This is a genomic window from Shewanella sp. Shew256 (assembly GCF_002196695.1).
Classification (GTDB): Bacteria; Pseudomonadota; Gammaproteobacteria; order Enterobacterales; family Shewanellaceae; genus Shewanella; species Shewanella mangrovisoli.
The window spans coordinates 272,696-292,593 of sequence record NZ_NAJR01000005.1 but is presented as its reverse complement, the minus strand read 5'-3'; the positions used below and the strand labels follow the sequence as shown (position 1 = coordinate 292,593).

The window sequence follows — 19,898 nt, the reverse complement described above, 5'->3', positions numbered from 1 at the left end:
AATAGGGAAAATTAATCGAGCAGCGCGTCTTCGATACGCGTCAGCTCATCGTGTAATTTTGCCATAAATTTAAGCTTGCGTACTTGATCTGCCGCTAACAAGGCATCTTCTTCGCTACCACTGCTTAGCTGGGCGGTGAGCAATTTCGTCAACTTAGTCCGGTAGGCCGCGAAAGAGTCGTATAACTCATCAATACTTTCTTGGGGATCGGCGCTATCGCGAATGTCTTCTAATGCTTCACGCCATTCCATCTGCTGCATTAAAAATGCAGTGTCTTTCACTGTGGTGGTTTCGTGGCTTAAATCGATACCACGTAGCGACAGCATATGCTCGGCACGGCGGATAGGATCTTTTAGGGTTTGATAACCGTCATTCACTTGCGCGGTACGTTGCACCGACAATAAGCGTTGTTGCTCGGTATCGTTGGCAAACTTATCGGGATGCACCGCCCGTTGCAGTTCGCGGTAGCGTTCTGCAAGCACTGCGGTGTCAATATCGAAGGCAGGGGAAAACTTAAACAGCTCGAAATAATTCATGCGTCAATTCGGCAATTAAACAGTGAAACTCTCACCGCAACCGCACTCACCTTTTGCGTTAGGATTGTTAAATTGGAAACCTTCGTTCAGGCCTTCTTTAACAAAATCCAACTCAATGCCCTGTAGATAGATGAAGCTTTTCGCATCGATAATGATTTTAACACCATCAATATCATACACTTCATCGTCATCATTCAGCGCATCAACAAACTCAAGCACATACGCCATACCCGAACAGCCAGAGGTCTTTAAGCCGAGGCGCAGGCCGATGCCCTTGCCTCGATTCGCTAAGAAAGATCTGACACGCTCAGTTGCCGCTGGGGTCATTGTAATCGCCATCTTAACTCCAGATGTTACTTAGCTTGTTTCGATTTGTACTCGTCGATCGCCGCTTTAATGGCATCTTCTGCCAAAATGGAACAGTGGATTTTCACCGGTGGCAAGGCTAATTCTTCCGCGATATCGGTGTTTTTGATGGCCGCCGCTTGCTCGATAGTCTTGCCTTTCACCCACTCGGTTACCAGTGAGCTAGACGCAATCGCGCTGCCACAACCGTAGGTTTTGAACTTAGCGTCTTCGATGATGCCGTCTGCGCCGATTTTCAGCTGTAACTTCATCACGTCACCACAGGCAGGTGCTCCCACCATACCGGTCACGACCGAAGGATCGTTCTTGTCGAAAGAACCAACGTTACGTGGGTTCTCATAATGATCTATCACTTTTTCACTGTAAGCCATGGTACTGCTCCAAAATTATCTATTGTAAACGGTCGAATTAATGATGGGCCCACTGGACCTGATTCAGGTCGATGCCATCTTTGAACATCTCCCACAGTGGAGACATTTCTCTTAATTTATCAATAGATTGTGTAATAGTTTCGATAGCGTGGTCGATTTCTTCTTCGGTGGTAAAACGACCGATTGAGAAACGAATTGAGCTATGCGCCATTTCATCATTTAAACCGAGCGCACGTAACACGTAGCTTGGCTCGAGACTGGCTGAAGTACAGGCAGAACCCGATGAAACCGCTAAATCTTTTAATGCCATCATCAGCGACTCACCTTCAACATAGTTGAAGCTGACGTTCAGGCTACCGCTAACACGGTGAGTCATGTCGCCATTTACATACGTCTCTTCGATGTGCTTGATGCCATTCCATAACTTGTCACGCAGCTTGGCGATACGGGCGTTGTCCGTTGCCATTTCAGCTTTTGCAATCGCAGCCGCTTCACCTAAACCGACGATTTGGTGAGTCGCCAGTGTACCACTGCGCATACCACGCTCATGACCACCGCCGTGCATTTGCGCTTCTAAGCGAATGCGTGGCTTACGGCGAACGTACAGAGCACCAATCCCTTTTGGACCATACATTTTGTGGCCAGAGATAGAGATGAGGTCGACCTTAGTCGTTTGTACATCGATAGGTAATTTGCCCGCGCTTTGTGCAGCATCCATATGGAAGATAATGCCTTTTGAGCGGCATAACTCACCGATGGCATCCACATCATGGATCACACCGATTTCGTTATTCACATGCATGATGCTGACAAGAATTGTGTCGTCGCGCATCGCCGCTTCTAAACGTTCCATCGGAATAATGCCGTTGGCATCTGGCTCTAAGTAAGTGACTTCAAAGCCTTCACGCTCAAGCTGACGGCAGGTATCGAGTACCGCTTTATGTTCAGTCTTGCTGGTGATGATGTGCTTGCCTTTCTTATTGTAGAAATGCGCTACGCCTTTGATCGCTAGGTTGTTTGATTCGGTTGCACCTGAGGTAAACACGATTTCACGGTGGTCGGCATTGATCAGATCAGCCACTTGGCTGCGTGCCACATCCACCGCTTCTTCCGCTTGCCAGCCATAACGGTGAGAACGTGATGCTGGGTTACCGAAGATGCCATCCATCGTCATGTATTGGAACATTTTTTCCGCGACTCGCGGATCAACAGGCGTGGTGGCGGCATAATCTAAATAGATAGGAAGCTTCATAACACACTCCGTACTTAGCAGTCTCTGCCGAGGCTACATACAACGTACAAAAATAATTTTTATCGTATAACAAAAAGCCTATAAGCTGACTCTTTGCTCCTTTTGCATAGTGTCTTGCTTAAGCGAGATAAACTGCACATCCCGTTTCTGCATTAAGCCAGCAAGACTGATACCATCTAAAAAATCTGAAATTTGTTTGCTTAAATCGCCCCAGAGCGAGTGCGTTAAGCAGCGAGTTCCACTCTGGCAATTGCCTAATCCTTGACAACGAGTCGCGTCGACAGACTCGTCCACGGCATGGACAACCATGCCAACAGAAATATCATTAGCTTCGAGGCCTAAGCGATAACCACCACCTGGACCACGGACACTGGCCACTAGGCCATGCTTACGTAACTTTGCGAAGAGTTGTTCCAGATAGGAAAGCGAAATCCCTTGTCTTTCAGAGATATCCGCTAAGGGAACCGGTCCCGAAGCCGAGTGGATGGCCACATCGAGCATTGCGGTTACTGCATAACGACCTTTAGATGTAAGTTTCATAACTACCATAGCTCCCAAACAGGTATGGGGTTATTTCAACATACCCGAGTATTTCAGTCAAGTATAAAACCTAGTAAAACACTCAAGTATATAAGAGCGCAGTGAACCAATACCCTTTCATCTTGGTGGGGTATTTAACCTTTTTCTGCCCTAAGATTCAATGCTAAAGGGTCAATTAATCGTCCTAATCGCCCCCATATCGGGATCTAACGCACTCTCTTAGAATGAATGCTAACCACCTAGGTCCACTCGGTTTAAAAACCGCGCAACCACAGAGTGAATTGAACCACGATAATCGTTGGCAGAAGCATGTGGATTAACATCAACATGCCACTGCGCAAAACACCTTAATTAGATGCAGGGGTCAAACTCATCGAGCGCACTCTGGCGCTTATCGGCGGCGGCTTTTTCCGCGTCGTTAAACTCACCCACATTCAGCTCTGGCAATCTTTCGGTGCAGACATCGCCACCTAAGCGCTGAATGGCTTGACACAATTCCTGCACTTTTGAATCCATCAAATGCATATGGTCCAGCATTTGACCGATAGCGTTCGCGACGGGATCCGGATTGTCGGGAGACACTGCATACGCATCGAAGCCATATTTCTTGGCCATGGCGCTGCGACGCTCAGACTTCTCTTTCGATTGTGGCGAAGGTGTGGCCACCACGCGCCCAGGGATCCCGACCACAGTCGTATCCTTAGGCACATCTTTCACCACCACAGAGTTAGAGCCGACACGGGCCCCATCATGCATAGTGATAGGACCTAAAATTTTAGCCCCTGCGCCCACGACCACGTTATTACCCAGTGTGGGATGGCGTTTACCCGCTTGCCAGGTGGTGCCGCCGAGTGTCACGCCGTGATACAAAGTACAGTCATCGCCAATCTCGGCGGTTTCACCGATCACTACGCCCATACCATGGTCGATAAAGAATCGATCGCCAATGGTGGCACCCGGATGGATCTCCACTCCCGTCAGCCAGCGCGAAAAAGTCGATAAACAACGGGCCATTAAGCGCCAATCACGCTTCCATAATTTATGGCTTATCCGGTGCAGCCAAATGGCGTGCATGCCTGGATAGTTGACCAAGATCTCAAAGGCGCTGCGCGCCGCGGGATCACGGTGATATATAGATTCAATGTCTTCTTTTAGCCTAGCTATCACACCCATGCTTCAATCCTTCGCGATTAGCGTTATATGCCAAATGTGCTTTGGCTATTTTTGTTTGTTACCCACCACTTTATCGATCGAGGTTAAAATGCCTCGAAGAATATTCATCTCTTGGCTTTCGATACGTGCACGGCTAAACAGACGACGTAGCTTAGTCATCACTTGGCCGGGGTGGTTTTTAATAATAAACCCTGTCGATGATAAGGTGCTTTCTAAGTGCACAAATAAACGCTCGAGATCGGCAGAAAGCGGATATTCTTCCTCCACTTGCGGCGTCTCTGTTTGCGCTAAGTGTGCCACACGCGTCTCATAACAAATGATCTGCACTGCTTGTGCTAAATTCAATGAGCTGTATTCAGGGTTAGCAGGAATCGCCACATGATAAGTACATTGCTGTAATTCTTCATTGGTCAAACCATGATTTTCACGGCCAAAGACAATGGCGACAGGCCCTGTTAAGCCTTCAGTGACCAACTTTTGCCCCGCTTCTCGGGGGGCAAGCATTGGCCAATCTAAGGTACGACTGCGGGCACTGGTGGCAATCACTAAACTGCAATCGGCGATGGCTTCCTCTAAGGAATCCACTTTCACCAAATGCTTTAAAATGTCCGATGCACCGGCGGCCAAGGCGATGGATTGACCATCTACTTCACATCTTGGTTCGGCAAGATACAAGGTCGATAACCCCATGGTCTTCATCGCTCTGGCGGTCGAACCAATATTGCCGGGGTGCGATGTCCCCACTAAAATCACACGAATATTACTTAGCATGAAACGACTTAATTTAATTCACAAAACACAGGGAGCGAATACTATCACAGGCGTGCGTGAATGCTTATATGAAAATCGGTATTTGATATAACATTCAAATCGAGTATAATGCCGCCCGCTATTTTTAACGTTCTTTAACATCCAGGGGATTGCAATGCATCCGATGCTGACGATTGCTGTTCGCGCTGCCCGCGCGGCCGGCCAAACTATTATGCGCGCCTACACTGAACTTGACCGAGTTGAAGTCAGTGCAAAAGGTGTCAACGATTTTGTTACCAGTGTAGATAAGGAAGCAGAAGCCGCCATTACCTATCAAATTCGCAAATCTTACCCTGATCACACTATCGTGGGTGAGGAGAAAGGCGAAAACCGCGGCGAAAACAAAGACTATGTTTGGATAGTCGATCCTCTGGATGGCACTAACAACTTCGTTAGAGGCATTCCCCACTTCGCGGTTTCTATCGCACTGCAACACAAAGGCAAAACTGAAGTTGCCGTTGTGTACGATCCTGTTCGTGAAGAATTATTTACCGCTATCCGTGGTAAAGGCGCCAAATTAAACGATTTTCGTATCCGCGTAACCAATGTGACTGAGCTGGCTCCAACCATTATCGGTACAGGTTTCCCGTTCAAAGCACGTCAACACACCGAAAGCTACATGGCAATCTTTGGCGAAGTGTTCGGCCAATGTTCTGACTTACGCCGCGCAGGTTCTGCCGCATTAGACTTAGCCTATGTGGCTGCAGGCCGTTTAGACGGTTTCTTCGAAATCGGTTTAAAGCCATGGGATATCGCTGCTGGCGATTTAATCTGCCGCGAAGCGGGTGGCACTGTCACTGACTTCACTGGCGGTCATAACTACCTGATCTCTGGCAACATCGTTGCGGGTTCACCGAAAGTGACCACAGAGTTAGTGAAAACCATGCGTCCATTGCTGAACGAAGGTTTAAAGCGTTAATCACACTCTTTAGGCAGTAACGCATATTAAAAAGGCCAGTGAACTCACTGGCCTTTTTGTTTTCTGCTTTCGTTTTTCTGCTTTAGTTATTCTTCTTTGGCTAATCTGCTTGGAACGCACTTGTTGGCTTAAAGACTTTCTATCTCCCCGCCAACGCCTGTGCAGGGCCAATTTGGCTCGCCTTCCACGCCGGATACAGAGTTGCGATAAGACTCATCACAAACGCCGTGGCAATCACTAAACCAGCATCCGTCATATGTAGCTCTGATGGCAGAAAGTCCACAAAATACACATCGGCCGACAGGAGTTGAATTCCGAGCAGCTGCTCAATGCCACGGGCGATAGCACTGAGATTAATCGCGGTCGCAATTCCTATCACACCGCCAAGGGCACAACCCACAAGGCCATTTAACGCGCCTTGCACCATAAAAATCCCCATCACTGAAAGACGGCTTAAGCCCATGGTCATCAGAATAGCGATTTCACTGGCTTTATCCCGCACCGCCATCACTAGCGTTGAGACAATATTGAAACAGGCCACACCTATCACTAATACCAACACGAGATACATGATAGTGCGAACCAATTGAATATCTTGATATAAATGCCCTTGGGTACGCGTCCAATCACTGATATAGACAGACTGGTTTAAGGCATAACCTAGCTCGCGAATTTTCGCTGGCGCATCAAACACCTGCGCCACACTGATGCGAACACCGGTCACACCTTGATGTAAATTTAAGATATTCGCCGCATAGCGCATCGGAATATACGCCGTGGTTAACTCAAGCTCGCCGCCTAAACGGTACACACCCGATACCACAAAGCGATGGCTCTTGGCCGCCCTTAAACTGCCAGCATGTTCAGGATCAAGATCTTGCACATACAAAGCGAGGGTATCGCCGACTTCGAGGCCTAACTTTTTCAGTAGGCTCTCACCGAGGACGATATGATTGTCATCCTCACTCAAGCCTTGCCAAGTCTCTTTCGACATAAATTGCGAGAGGGTCGATACTTTTGCCTCTTGCTCAGGATCAATACCCACAACGGCAAGCCCCTGAAAACCACCAGGCTTTTGTACTAATCCTTGCATCCTAATAAAAGGTGCCGCCGCCGTAATGCCTTCAATCTGCATAGCGGTTTGTTCAACCGCGCGCCAATCGGCAATCGGCTCATTCACACCAACCACATCGGCTTGGGAGATAACGCCTAACAAGCGCTGCTCTAACTCTCGCTCAAAACCATTCATGGCAGAGAGCACCACAATCAGCACCGCAACCCCGAGCGCAATGCCCGCAGTCGATGCGAAGGAGATAAAGCTAATAAAACTATTGGATTGGCGCGCACGATAAAAACGCCAACCAATGGAGAGGGCTAATGGTCCTTTCATTGGGCGTGTTCCGCGACAGCTTGCAGATAACCATTCTTCATGGTGAGTTGTCTGTCCATCCGCGCCGCCAATTTGGGATCGTGGGTGACCACAACAAACGCCGTTCCGAGTTGATTGGCTAATTCGCGGATCAGCTCATACACCGCCTCGCCACTCTTGGCATCGAGGTTTCCCGTTGGTTCATCGGCCAGCACGAGTTTGGGTTTGTTGATCAGCGCCCGAGCAATTGCCACCCGTTGACGCTCACCACCCGAAAGCTCGGCGGGAATATGGCTCATTCTGTGCCCAAGCCCTACTCTTTCGAGCAACACTTTAGCATCGGCCTGAGCCTGAGCGCGGTCTCTGCCTTGAATAAACGCTGGCATAGCCACGTTTTCCAGTGCGCTAAATTCGGGCAAAAGGTGATGGAACTGATAGATAAAACCTAAATCTTGGTTGCGGATCTGCGCCTGACGGGCACTGCTCATCTGATATAAATCCTCACCCGCTAACAATACTTTGCCAGCAGAAGGTTTATCTAGAGTGCCCATAATATGCAGCAGCGTACTCTTGCCCGAGCCAGAGGTACCGACAATCGCCAGCTGCTCGCCCTTAAATACCTGTAAATCCACCTCAGACAACACCTGAGTGGTCACATCGCCATCGTGATAACTCTTACTCACCGCCTGCACTTGCAGTAACACGTCTTGCATTGAGATTCTCGCTATTGATTCTAAATGACATGGTTAAACCCATGTCCAAACACGTCTCTCATCATGGGAGCGACGCTTTAATTTGTTACATCGCAGCTATTCGTAACGCAGCGCCGTGGCAGGTTGCACCCGCGCCGCTCGCAATGCGGGGTAAAGGGTCGCCACTAAGGTCACGACTAAGGTACCGACAATAATCATCGACAATTGCCCCAGTTCTAATTTAACCGGCAGCACTTGCCCAGTGCCTAAAATGGAAATCCCCAAGGTCGCCATAATGCCATTTAAATTAAGGGTGAGCAGAATGCCGACCACCAGCCCCAGTACTAAACCTAATACCGCATTCAATAAACCTTGCACCACGAAAATGCCCATTACCGCCGAGGTACGTAAGCCTTGGGTTTTGAGTACTGCTACATCGGTAGTTTTATCCACCACCATCATCACCAACGCTGACACTATATTAAACGCCGCCACGGCCACAATCAGGCTCAGCATCAGCGACATCATGTTTTTTTCCATCTTCACGGCACTAAACAGGTGACCATAGGTGTCGCGCCAGTCACTGGTCGTCGCCTCTATGCCCTGCTGGGTAAGAACCTGCTTTACATCCTTAGCCAGTGCGGGGGCCATAAAAGGATCTCTCAAATACAGCCGTAACTGATTGATTTCATCGCTCGGTTGACGCATTAAACGCTTGGCATCTTGGTAATGAATATATGCAACGCCCGCATCCACCTGTGAGCCCATCTCAAACACGGCGGACACTAAAAATTTACGTTGGCTAGGGACTGGACCGAGCGGGGAATACACTACGCCATCGCCACTTAACAGGCGCACAGTATCACCCGGGTTCACCTTTAATTGGCGGGCAAGCTCGCTGCCTAAAATGACTTTATATTGGCCGCTAGTTAACTCGTTAAATGCGCCCGAATAGGTATGCTGCGCCACCATAGACAGTTTTTCGGCAAGCTCTGGAAACACCCCAAATACTTGTACGGCGCGGATATTCGCCGCCGACTGCACCATGGCTTGGGTCGACACGCTAGGCGTCACGCCCTGCACGCCCGGTAAGGCTTTGAGTTTGTCCGCAGGTATAGTCCAATCGCTTAAGGGCGCCTCAGTCACCACAGTCAATTGCGGTACGGCGCCTAAAATGCGCTGCTTTAATTGTCCTTCGAGGCCATTCATCACCGAGCTGACCACGATTAAGGCCGCCACCCCTAAAAAAATGCCCGAAACGGCAAATAAGGTAATAAAAGAAGCAAAGGCGTTTGCTTTTCTGGCCCGCCAATAACGGTAACCAACGTAGAGAGGAAATCGAAGATCCATTGAAAGAGGGCTGCGTCCTGTGTGCTGAACTTGCTAAATCATAAAGATGGGCACGATAATAGGGGTTTAGGTCCTATAAATAAAGAGGCAAGCCTTGTTCACTGACACCAATCCGTATTTTAGTGTGCCTCATCCCTTCACCGCTTACTTAAGCCTCTGGGACGAAAACCAGCCACTACCCAGTGAAATGGCTTTAAGATCAATGCAATCCCTAGGGATCCAGCTACTGAGCGAAGTCAAAGCCCTTGAGGCCAGTTGCCTGCTGCAACTGCGGCATTTAGACAACGAAGCCAAGGTGGTGGTGGACTTTCTCAAGCTCCAATCCCGCAAGGTCGATTTAGTCCTGCAGCATGTGCTCGAAAAAGAAGTGCAAGAAGGCGAGAAGTTTAGCGGTTGTCAGTTTGGTGGCAGTGGTATTCGCCTAAATAGCCGTGAGGCCCTCCCCCTTGGTCGCCAATATAAAGTGACCTTATTTATCCACGAAGAATTGGTCGCCATTTTATGTTTTGCCAAGGTCACGGCCTGTTTAGTTTCGCAGGAAGGCCAATCCGATGGGCTGCAAGTACAGAGCCCCAACGCCGCATTGCCCTATCTCGTTGACCTCGAGTTTAGTCAAATACTGGATGCGGATGTCGAGCAACTGGTCAAAGCGAGCCTCAATGTGCAACAAAAACAACTTAAACTGCGTAAACAGGCCCGTAACGAGCGTCAATAAAGGCTAGCGTTTTTGCTGGCACCCTAGCGCCCAAGTCACTACAATGAACGCAACTTATTGTGAATGAATCAGTTTATCCCACGCCAATGACACAAATTTCAGCCCTAACACCGCCCGTTGTCAAAAATGGAACTCAAATGCAAACCCTGTCGTGTCTCGTCGGGGTTGGTCAAGCCGTTACCCTCGCCAGCCTAGTTCGCCAACACAAGGGCACGACGCTGATCGTCACCAGTGATACGCCGACGGCATTGAGTATCGAGTTAGAGCTCAACTATTTGTTGGCAAAAAGCGCCATTAAGGTGCGACTGTTTCCTGACCGTGAAACCCTGCCCTACGACAGTTTTTCACCCCATCAGGATTTGATTTCTCAGCGTTTAGAGACCCTGTCGCGAATCACCCAAGCCGAACAAAGCGTAGTGATAGTGCCGGTGACAACTCTGATGATGCGCTTACCGCCAAAATCCTATTTAAGCTCCAATGTATTTGTGCTTAAAAAAGGCGATAATTATCAGCTCCATGATGTGCGCCAACAGTTAACTGACACGGGTTATCACTTGGTCGAACAGGTTTACGAACATGGCGAGTTTGCTATTCGTGGCTCGATTCTCGATATCTTCCCTACTGGCGTGAATATGCCGCTGCGTATCGAACTGTTCGATGATGAAGTCGAGACCATTCGCCATTTCGATCCTGAAACCCAGCGCTCATCCACTCCAGTGGATGCGGTGCGCCTATTACCTGCCAAGGAATTCCCTACCGACAGCAGCGCCATCGAAGGTTTTAGGCAGCGCTATCGCCGCCGCTTTGAGGTGATCGTTAAAGAACCAGAATCGGTTTATCAATTGGTGAGCCGCAACTTGATGCCCGCCGGCATTGAGAACTACCTGCCCCTGTTTTTCGATGAGGTCGCGACACTGTTCGATTACCTGCCGAAGGACACTCAGTTAGTCACCTTAGGCGATATCGAAAAGTCCGCCCGCGCCCATTTGCAAGAGGTGGAAACCCGCTATGAAGACAGACGGGTCGACCCATTGCGGCCGCTGTTGGCACCTAAAGAGCTGTATTTACTGATTGAAGAATTATTCGCCGCCTTTAAGCCGCTGCCTCGCTATCAGTTTATTGCACCGCAACCCGATGTCGTCGCTGGCGCAGTACAGATTGATGCCAGTGTGTTGCCCGAGGTAAGCGCTAATCACAAGTTAAAGCAGCCACTGATTGCGCTGCAAGATTACGCCGAGCGTGCGCCGCGCATGTTGTTTAGTGCCGAATCGGAAGGCCGCCGCGAAGCCTTGCTCGAACTCTTAGGTAAAATCCAGTTAAAACCGGCCTTATTCGGCCATTTTGATGAGTTTATTCAAAGTGATGCCAAACTGGGCCTAATTGTATCTCCCCTCTCCCGTGGTTGTTTACTCGGGCTAGGAAAGCAAACCGCCGTCAGCATCATCTGCGAAACCGAACTCTTTGGTCATCGCATATCCCAGCAACGCCGCCGCGAAAAACAACGCCAGATCAGCAACGATACCCTGATCAAAAACTTAGCCGAGCTCAAAGTCGGCCAGCCGATTGTGCACTTAGAGCACGGTGTAGCGCTGTATCAAGGCTTAGTCACCTTAGATACCGGCGGGTTAGTGGCCGAATACCTACAACTGGAATACTCGGGCGGCGATAAACTCTATGTGCCAGTGTCTAACCTGCACATGATCAGCCGCTACAGTGTCGGCGCCGATGGCGAGGCTCACCTTAATAAACTCGGTAACGACACTTGGGCCAAGGCAAAAAACAAAGCGATTGAAAAAATCCGTGATGTGGCCGCCGAGTTGCTCGATGTGTACGCCCGTCGCCAAGCACGTCCCGGTGAAAGCTGCGACATCAACGACGAAGAGTATGCGCAATTCGCCCAGGGTTTCCCCTTCGAAGAAACCGTCGATCAGGAAAGCGCCATTCATGCAGTGCTTGCCGATATGCAATCCCCCGTCGCGATGGACCGCCTCGTCTGCGGTGATGTGGGCTTTGGTAAGACCGAAGTCGCGATGCGCGCCGCCTTTGTTGCTGTCAATGCGGGTAAACAGGTGGTTGTGCTGGTGCCTACCACGCTACTCGCCCAGCAGCACTACGAAAACTTTAAAGACAGATTTGCCGACTGGCCGGTGGTGATTGAGGTAATGTCACGCTTTAGAACCGCCAAAGAGCAAACTCAAGTGCTGAAACTGCTCGAAGAAGGCAAAGTCGATATAGTCATTGGCACCCATAAGCTGCTGCAATCCGAGGCTAAGTTTGAAAACTTAGGTTTGCTGATCATCGATGAAGAACACAGATTCGGCGTAAGACAAAAAGAGAAAATAAAAGCGCTGCGCGCCAACGTGGATATTTTGACCCTCACCGCCACACCTATTCCCCGTACTTTAAATATGGCAATGTCGGGGATGCGCGACTTATCGATTATTGCCACGCCTCCCGCTAAGCGTTTGGCGGTGAAGACCTTTGTGCGCGAATCCGATCCCGCCACCGTGCGAGAGGCCATACTGCGTGAAATCCTCCGTGGTGGCCAAGTGTATTATTTGCACAACAACGTCGATACCATAGAGAAGTGCGCCCAAGACATTAGCACCCTGCTCCCCGAAGCGCGGGTTGTTGTAGCCCATGGCCAAATGCGTGAGCGGGATCTTGAGCGGGTGATGTCGGACTTTTATCACCAAAGATTCAACGTGTTAGTCTGTACCACTATTATCGAAACCGGTATCGACGTCCCGAGTGCGAATACTATTATTATCGAACGCGCCGACACCTTCGGCTTAGCCCAGTTACATCAGCTGCGTGGTCGCGTCGGCCGCTCTCACCATCAAGCCTATGCGTATTTGATGACGCCACATCCTAAACGCATGACCAGCGATGCCCGCAAACGTCTCGAAGCCATCGATGCCCTCGAAGATTTAGGCGCAGGCTTTATGCTCGCTACCCAAGACTTAGAGATCCGCGGCGCGGGTGAGCTATTGGGCGATGAGCAGAGCGGCCATATTTCTAAAATCGGCTTTAGCCTCTACATGGAAATGCTGGAGTCGGCGGTCAAGGCGCTCAAACAGGGTAAAGAGCCATCGCTGGCGCAAATGCTCAATCAGCAATGCGAGATGGAGCTGAGGATCCCTGCGCTATTGCCGGAAGACTATGTCGGCGATGTCAATATTCGTCTGTCACTCTATAAGCGCATCGCCAGTTGTGACAGTGAAGAAGCCTTAGATGAACTCAAAGTTGAGCTTATCGACCGCTTCGGTCTACTGCCCGACGCCACCAAAAACCTGATGGAAATGACCCTGTATAAACATCAGGCAACTCGGCTGGGGGCGACTAAAATTGAGGTACATGCCAAGGGCGGCAGCATCGAATTTAGTGATGATCATGTGATTGATCCCGGCTTTATCATTGGATTACTGCAAAGTCAGCCACAAATCTATCGAATGGATGGGCCGAATAAGTTAAAGTTCATCCTCAATGCCGAAACGGCAAAAGATAGGCTCGCTTTGGTCAAACTCTTGCTCGAACAACTATCGCAACATCGTCTTGGAGATAAATAGTGTTACGTCAACTCGCGGTCTCTATCGCTACACTTATTGCACTTTCACACAGTTCACTTGCCCGTGCTGAAGCTTGGTTCGAGGTTGAAGTCTATATTTTTGAACGCCAAAGCCAATCGACTGAGCAGTGGCCGATGGCCCCAATTGAGACCAAAACCAACCGGGCTATCGATCTGATTTCACCGGTTGTGGGTCAGGCTGTGGTCTCCATGAGCAATGAATCCGCGCCCTGCACCTTAGTGTATGATGCCGATGCCAATAGCCATTGCGCCGAAAGCACGAGCACTGGAACGAATACGGACGCCACTACCGAGATGAGTAACGGCGACGCCTTAGCCGTTTCAGACACAAGTACTTCGAATGCGGTGACGAGTTATCGCTATCCGAGTGTGATCCCATCGGAAATCGGCAGTGGTAGCCAAGCCTACGCGTCTCAAGGCAGTGGCCCAGTATTACTCGCCAGCAGTCAAGGCCAATTTGCGAGTATCATCAACAGCCTATCAAGAGAACGTGGTAACCGCAGCTTACTGCATATGACATGGCAACAACCTATGACGGGTAAGAGTGGCTCAGTGCCCATTCGCCTGTTTGCGGGTAAAGATTATTCCGCCAGTTATCACTTCGATGGTCGTCAAATTGTGCAGCAAGCCATGGCAAGCGCTATGCAAAGCACTAACGGCACAACAGGCATGATGACAGAAACATCAGCGCCATTACTGCCCTCTCCCGTGTGGCAGCTCGATGGCACGCTCAATATTTATCTTAGCCATTATCTGTACATCGAAACCGCGCTCAATTTGCGTAAAGAAGGTCGCAAATTAATGCCTTTAGCGACCGATGAGGCGAGCATGAACGCAACCAGTACTGCCGCAGCCCCTGCTAAAGTGATGACACCTTATTTAATGTCTATTCCGTTGGAGCAAAATCGCCGAGTGAAAAGTGATGAGATCCACTATCTCGACCATCCCGAAATGGGCATGGTGATCCAAATCCGTAAGATGGCGCAACCTAACGCCTAAAACCGATAGGCTTAGAGCGAGTAAAAAAGCGGTTATGCAATGCATACCGCTTTTTTATTGTCTCAATGGTGTGAATAAGTACTCATGCTCATCAAAGCAAAGAGCATCAGCGCACTATCGAAAAATCCAAGTAAATATCATCACCTTGGTCTTCTTCCACTGTCACCGTTAACCCGTCGGTACAAGGCACACTCACCTCGCACCAGGCGATAAGACTATCCACCGCTGGATTACTGCCCTGGGCAAGAACTTCAACACTGCCATCGGCGCAGTTGGTCACATAGCCTGTGACGCCAAGCGTACGAGCCTTGGTAAGGGTCGCATGTCTGCAACCTACGCCCTGCACTTTTCCCATCAATCGGATCAGCACCCGTTTCATTTTCGTCTCCTGAACAAGGTGAGTTTGTTATTGTTATGCGAGATTAAGCATAGCCGAGTTTTCAACTTGGTTGGGCTTAAGCATGAGTAAATGATGGATTTTTAAGTTAAACACAACAAAATAGGCATAAAAAAACAGCTAACGAGACCGCTGTTAGCTGTGTAGGGCGACATACGCAAAAGGTTGTCCATAAATGGACTAATTGGCATAAAAGTTTGTAGCATTTTGTAACAAACTGTTAAGAGGGGCTACTTTACACAATTCATTATTAATTTCAACAAAATGATAGATAAAGCCACACAAATAGGGATTATTTAATGCTTTTTGCTGAAATAACCAGCTAAACCAATAATATATACCGTCACACACTCCAAATAATGGCATAAATTATCGCCTTGTATTCCCAAGGCAGACAAATCTAATAGATTGATGCGTAACAGATCCAAAGCGGAAAATACGGAGTTGATATGAAAGTGCTTATCGCCTAAATGAGCGACGATAAGCCTTTTTAATCACAAGACACAATCACAAGACAAACATGTTAAACGTTAACCCAGTTTAAAGGCTTTTATCTTAGGAAGATGTGCTGCTAATTGCGGAAATTTATGGGGCTGCGTCTCGTCCCATTCGATAGGGTAATAAGGCTTGAGTGCCGCGGCACTAGCCTCACTGTCGAGCACTTCATCCACACGCGACAAAATACACATGGCTTTATGGGTATTCTTCAACCTGAATTCAGAGACACACTTATTGGCAATATCGGCATACTCTTCGGGGCGGTCAATTTTCCCTTGCATCGTCTCTTCAGGATGAAGATTGGGATTGATTAACACTGACTTTAACCCGTTTAAAAAGCCAATTCGTTCAGCCCAATACGCCCCTAAGCCAACTCCCACCATTAATGGCGCGGGATCGTCGCTATACTGCATTTGCTTGGCGACTTCTTTCAATAAATGCTGCATATCATGCTTGGGATGCAAAGTGCTGTAGCTGATAAGCCGTACATCTGGGTCAATAAACTGCAACTGACGCATTTTTTCGTGATTACCAGGGCTAGTTGCATCGAATCCATGAAGATAAAAAATCATATTGAGACCTTTTAACAATCTGCCAAACACGGCGCATGCCACTAACCCTAGCAAATATTCATTGCAGAACTTTGCGCTACATCAAACTTTTGCCTGTTGTGCGAGCTGGATTTGCTCAGCCAGCTGCTTAGCATTTTCCCAACGGCTAGAGTTTTCTAATGCGATAGCCGTTTGCGCCGCATTGGGTTTGAGTAAACTCGCCGGATGTTGTGGCGCAGCGGCAGGCCACACAAAGCCATTTAGCAATGACATCACACCCGGATTATCGTTACAAACCAAAATCATATCGCAGCCCGCATCCAATGCCGCTTGGGCGCGGCCTAAATAATCCCCCGCAAAGGAAGCGCCCTTCATGCCTAGATCGTCGGAGAAAATCACCCCGTTAAAGCCCAGCTCTTGGCGTAGGATCTGCTTTAACCAGTAACTTGAAAAGCCCGCAGGATTGGGGTCAACTTTAGGGTAAATGACATGGGCTGGCATAATGCCTGATAATTTACCTTTAGCAATCAACTCTTTAAACGGCAAAATATCTTGATTAAAAATCGCCTCAGCTTCACGTTCATCGATAGGTTGCGCGATATGGGAGTCCGCTGCAACACTGCCATGCCCCGGGAAATGTTTACCCACAGCGCCCATGCCCGCCTCGGCCATGCCCTCAATAAAACTCTGCGCTAAGGCAATCACTTCATCGGGCTTTGCGCTAAAACTACGTTTGCCAATGACTTGACTGATACCGTTAAGATCGAGCACAGGCGCAAAGCTTAAGTCGATGTCACAGGCGAGTAATTCGATGGCCATTAAAAAGCCTAATTCACAGGCCCAACGTTTAGCGAGAACCATATCGCCCTTAGCCGCGGGCAAAATATCACCCATGGCCGGGATCAGGGTAAATCCTTCACGGAAACGCTGTACTCGCCCGCCCTCATGGTCGACGGCAATCAAAATCTCGGGACGAATTTGGCGGATCTGCTGCACTAAGGTGATTAATTGCTCACGGCTGGCAAAATTGCGGGAAAACAGGATCAAACCACCCACTTGCGGATGGCGCAGCATCTCGGCTTCTGCTTCGCTGACGTCTAAAGACAGCAGATCCAACATTAGATAACTCATATTTCTCCCTAAAAATTCTTATTCATACTCAAAAAATAACCATAGCGATACTGGCCACTGGGTTCACAAAAATCCCCGAAAAGCGAGCCATTCGCCGTCACGCTTTGCCACAAAGCGATTATCTTGCCGATTAATTCGACATTCACCACAAGCTAATTAAGCTCAGCTTATCCGAAGTCTTTCTAATCAAAAAAACTAATGTGAATCTTGATACTAAACTGTGGGATACTGACCTTAAACGTATCACACAAGCACATTTTGTATGGTTGATGGGTGCAGTTTGCCAGAGTTTACGACATAAAAACCAGCGTATTGGCGCGGTAACTGCAAAGATCTTCCACGCACAGACTAAAATAAAAATCGAGACACAACAGGACTTCAATCATGATTAGCGTATTCGATATGTTCAAGATCGGCATTGGCCCTTCGAGTTCACACACTGTTGGCCCAATGAAAGCGGGCAAAATTTTTATGCAGCACCTTGCTGATTCGGGCCAGATTGCCCAAGTGGATGAATTAAGAGCAGAACTGTTTGGCTCACTCGGCCAAACCGGTAAAGGCCACGGCACGGGGAAAGCCGTTATTTTAGGCTTAATGGGTGAAGATCCAGAAACCGTCGACACCGACAGCATCGATGGCATTCTTGAGCAAGTGTCTAAAAACGAGACCCTCACCCTGAGCTGCGGCAAAGTAGTTAAGTTTACCCGTGAAGACGGCATTACCTACCACAGACGTAAAACGCTCCCCGCCCATGCCAACGCCATGACACTGTATGCCTACAGCAAAGGCGAATGTATTTTTGAGCGTACTTATTACTCCGTCGGTGGTGGATTTATCTTAGACGAAGATGAAATCCATCAACGCAATGCCTCACCGGCATCGCAAATTGAATCAGCGCCTTACGATTTTAATAGCAGCGCCCAATTACTGGATTTATGTACCGAGCATGGCCTGAGCATTTCTTCCCTGATGATGGCCAACGAGCTTAGCCTCGCTAGCGAAGAAGAAGTCAAAGCCAAGCTGTGGAATATCTGGCAAACCATGAAAACCTGTATTGAACGTGGTTATCAGAAGGAAGGTATTCTGCCTGGCGGCTTAAAACTGCGTCGCCGCGCACCAGCACTCTACCGTCGTCTCAAAGCCGAAGGCCGTAACAATGTGGATCCGTTAACCGCAATGGATTGGGTCGATTTATTCGCTCTCTCGGTCAACGAGCAAAACGCAGCCGGCGATCGCGTCGTCACCGCGCCAACAAACGGCGCTGCGGGCATTATTCCTGCCGTGCTGTGTTACTACGATACCTTCGTGCAAGAAGTCGATATCGATGTCTGCGCCCGTTACCTGCTAACCGCTGCAGCGATTGGTATTTTGTACAAGAAAAATGCCTCGATTTCGGGCGCAGAAGTCGGCTGTCAGGGCGAAGTTGGCGTAGCCTGCTCAATGGCGGCCGGCGCATTAACCGAGATTATGGGCGGCACAGTCGAACATGTTGAAAATGCGGCTGAAATCGGTATGGAGCATAACTTAGGCCTGACCTGTGACCCGGTTGGCGGTCTAGTACAAGTCCCTTGTATTGAACGTAATGCGATGGGCGCAATCAAGGCCATTAACGCATCACGCATGGCGCTACGCGGCGACGGTAACCACAAGGTATCACTGGATAAAGTGATTAAAACCATGATGGATACAGGTAAAGATATGCGCAGCAAATATAAAGAAACCGCTAAAGGCGGCCTAGCAGTGAACATTGTAGAGTGTTAATCCACTCAAGCTGATAATCGACTTAACGATTTAACACTGTCATGCCGCGCTTAACCGTTTAAAGCAAAACGATTAAGCGCGGCATTTTTTTATCGGTAAACGAGTACAAAGTTTAGTTCGTCGCCTTCATTGCGAATTCACATATTGGGCAATCACTCCCGCCCATGTTGTTTCAATTTCAGGAATGAGCTGCGAAAACGCTTGTTTTTCAGTCACCCTGCGCAAATCATCGACTGCATCTGAGGTGCTCCATACCGACGCATTTCGACTCTCCTTTGCCGTCGACTCCGCTAATCCATACAAATATTCTGTACGCACATCAAACAGAGCCGCCGAGACGGTTGTCGTCACGCTCACTTCTTTATTTTTTAACAACCCAAGGGAAATGACATTAAGTGGCGCAAATTGCTGCTCACCCGCATGGAAAGAGGTATCGAAGGTATAAATCAGTAAGATATCCGCCTTGAGCCTTGCTGCGGCCTCCCGCAGTGATTTGATGGAGTCTAACTGCTCCGGCAATAAAATACGGTTTAACGGTGCAATCCCTGCCACCTGCGGCATTTTGGCTAGCTGAGCAAAATCGGCTTCGGTTTCAGCTTCACGGGTAGTGACCACACTGTAACGGCCTGTGCCAAAACTGCTTAAACGATAGGATGCATATCCCGGCGCTTGAATACGTGCCACAGCAATATGCGCGGGAAATGTTGCCGCCGCTTGTACTGACAACAGCGCATTAATATCCGACTCCGCCAAGCTACCAATAGCCACACTGCCGCCAGGCGTAGTGTAGGAAGCGCAACCTCCTAGCAAGAGTAGACTCAATAAAGCCGCTAATTTAAACTTTCTCATCATAACTCCTTTATCTGTGACGCTCTTTCG

Annotated in this window: 19 protein-coding genes; 5 read left to right on the top strand and 14 right to left on the bottom strand. The window is 48.9% G+C overall.

The window, feature by feature from the left end; all coding sequences use genetic code 11:
• Positions 1 to 11: 11 nt before the first annotated feature.
• The 7 genes from hscB to trmJ form a co-directional block, all read right to left on the bottom strand.
• Positions 12 to 536: a co-chaperone HscB gene (gene hscB, locus B5P39_RS11795; protein WP_023265642.1), complete on the bottom strand. Its 525-nt coding sequence runs from the start codon at positions 534 to 536 to the stop codon at positions 12 to 14.
• Positions 537 to 551: 15 nt separating this feature from the next.
• Positions 552 to 875: an iron-sulfur cluster assembly protein IscA gene (iscA, locus tag B5P39_RS11790; protein WP_011072278.1), complete on the bottom strand. Its 324-nt coding sequence runs from the start codon at positions 873 to 875 to the stop codon at positions 552 to 554.
• 14 nt (positions 876 to 889) lie between these two features.
• Positions 890 to 1,273, bottom strand: a complete 384-nt coding sequence (iscU, locus tag B5P39_RS11785) for a Fe-S cluster assembly scaffold IscU (RefSeq protein WP_011072277.1) — start codon at positions 1,271 to 1,273, stop codon at positions 890 to 892.
• Between the two features lie 37 nt (positions 1,274 to 1,310).
• Positions 1,311 to 2,525, bottom strand: coding sequence for an IscS subfamily cysteine desulfurase (locus tag B5P39_RS11780; RefSeq protein WP_086903271.1), 1,215 nt, complete (start codon positions 2,523 to 2,525; stop codon positions 1,311 to 1,313).
• A 78-nt stretch (positions 2,526 to 2,603) separates the two neighbouring features.
• Entirely contained in the window at positions 2,604 to 3,065 is a 462-nt protein-coding gene (gene iscR / locus B5P39_RS11775; protein ID WP_006081858.1) for a Fe-S cluster assembly transcriptional regulator IscR, read from the bottom strand.
• 351 nt (positions 3,066 to 3,416) lie between these two features.
• Positions 3,417 to 4,238 carry a serine O-acetyltransferase gene (gene cysE, locus B5P39_RS11770; RefSeq protein WP_088211642.1) on the bottom strand — a complete coding sequence of 274 codons (822 nt, stop codon included), beginning with the start codon at positions 4,236 to 4,238 and terminating at the stop codon, positions 3,417 to 3,419.
• A gap of 45 nt (positions 4,239 to 4,283) precedes the next feature.
• Positions 4,284 to 5,009, bottom strand: coding sequence for a tRNA (cytosine(32)/uridine(32)-2'-O)-methyltransferase TrmJ (gene trmJ, locus B5P39_RS11765; protein WP_088211641.1), 726 nt, complete (start codon positions 5,007 to 5,009; stop codon positions 4,284 to 4,286).
• Between the two features lie 154 nt (positions 5,010 to 5,163).
• On the opposite strand from trmJ, the gene suhB reads away from it, so the two are divergent.
• Positions 5,164 to 5,967 carry an inositol-1-monophosphatase gene (gene suhB, locus B5P39_RS11760; protein WP_011622509.1) on the top strand — a complete coding sequence of 268 codons (804 nt, stop codon included), beginning with the start codon at positions 5,164 to 5,166 and terminating at the stop codon, positions 5,965 to 5,967.
• A gap of 139 nt (positions 5,968 to 6,106) precedes the next feature.
• Here the strand turns inward: suhB and lolE are convergent, their stop codons facing one another.
• The 3 genes from lolE to B5P39_RS11745 all read right to left on the bottom strand — a co-directional run bounded on the left by lolE (position 6,107) and on the right by B5P39_RS11745 (position 9,378).
• Positions 6,107 to 7,357: a lipoprotein-releasing ABC transporter permease subunit LolE gene (gene lolE, locus B5P39_RS11755; protein WP_023265513.1), complete on the bottom strand. Its 1,251-nt coding sequence runs from the start codon at positions 7,355 to 7,357 to the stop codon at positions 6,107 to 6,109.
• Entirely contained in the window at positions 7,354 to 8,049 is a 696-nt protein-coding gene (lolD, locus tag B5P39_RS11750) for a lipoprotein-releasing ABC transporter ATP-binding protein LolD (RefSeq protein WP_088211640.1), read from the bottom strand. Before lolD ends, lolE begins: the two co-directional genes overlap by 4 nt.
• A 96-nt stretch (positions 8,050 to 8,145) precedes the next feature.
• Complete coding sequence (locus tag B5P39_RS11745; RefSeq protein WP_088211639.1) at positions 8,146 to 9,378, bottom strand: lipoprotein-releasing ABC transporter permease subunit; 1,233 nt, start codon at positions 9,376 to 9,378, stop codon at positions 8,146 to 8,148.
• Between the two features lie 94 nt (positions 9,379 to 9,472).
• Here B5P39_RS11745 and B5P39_RS11740 point away from each other — a divergent pair, with 94 nt between their 5' ends.
• The 3 genes from B5P39_RS11740 (at position 9,473) to B5P39_RS11730 (ending at position 14,681) form a co-directional block, all read left to right on the top strand.
• Entirely contained in the window at positions 9,473 to 10,093 is a 621-nt protein-coding gene (locus tag B5P39_RS11740; RefSeq protein ID WP_088211638.1) for a hypothetical protein, read from the top strand.
• Positions 10,094 to 10,179: 86 nt separating this feature from the next.
• Positions 10,180 to 13,662 (top strand): transcription-repair coupling factor, encoded by a 3,483-nt coding sequence (mfd, locus tag B5P39_RS11735; protein ID WP_088211637.1) that lies wholly within the window; start codon positions 10,180 to 10,182, stop codon positions 13,660 to 13,662.
• Positions 13,662 to 14,681, top strand: coding sequence for a peptidoglycan binding protein CsiV (locus B5P39_RS11730; RefSeq protein WP_088211636.1), 1,020 nt, complete (start codon positions 13,662 to 13,664; stop codon positions 14,679 to 14,681). Before mfd ends, B5P39_RS11730 begins: the two co-directional genes overlap by 1 nt.
• 106 nt (positions 14,682 to 14,787) lie before the next feature.
• On the opposite strand, the gene B5P39_RS11725 is transcribed toward B5P39_RS11730, so the two are convergent.
• From B5P39_RS11725 to nagZ, 3 genes are all read right to left on the bottom strand, one after another.
• Positions 14,788 to 15,060, bottom strand: a complete 273-nt coding sequence (locus tag B5P39_RS11725) for an acylphosphatase (protein WP_088211635.1) — start codon at positions 15,058 to 15,060, stop codon at positions 14,788 to 14,790.
• Positions 15,061 to 15,608: 548 nt separating this feature from the next.
• Positions 15,609 to 16,148: an alpha/beta hydrolase YcfP gene (ycfP, locus tag B5P39_RS11715; RefSeq protein ID WP_088211706.1), complete on the bottom strand. Its 540-nt coding sequence runs from the start codon at positions 16,146 to 16,148 to the stop codon at positions 15,609 to 15,611.
• An 81-nt stretch (positions 16,149 to 16,229) separates the two neighbouring features.
• Positions 16,230 to 17,258 (bottom strand): beta-N-acetylhexosaminidase, encoded by a 1,029-nt coding sequence (gene nagZ / locus B5P39_RS11710; protein ID WP_088211633.1) that lies wholly within the window; start codon positions 17,256 to 17,258, stop codon positions 16,230 to 16,232.
• Between the two features lie 384 nt (positions 17,259 to 17,642).
• Between nagZ and B5P39_RS11705 the strand changes: the two genes are divergently transcribed.
• Positions 17,643 to 19,019, top strand: coding sequence for an L-serine ammonia-lyase (locus B5P39_RS11705; RefSeq protein WP_011717230.1), 1,377 nt, complete (start codon positions 17,643 to 17,645; stop codon positions 19,017 to 19,019).
• 126 nt (positions 19,020 to 19,145) lie between these two features.
• Here B5P39_RS11705 and B5P39_RS11700 read toward each other — a convergent pair whose 3' ends face one another.
• Positions 19,146 to 19,868 (bottom strand): hypothetical protein, encoded by a 723-nt coding sequence (locus B5P39_RS11700; protein WP_088211632.1) that lies wholly within the window; start codon positions 19,866 to 19,868, stop codon positions 19,146 to 19,148.
• Positions 19,869 to 19,898: the final 30 nt, after the last annotated feature.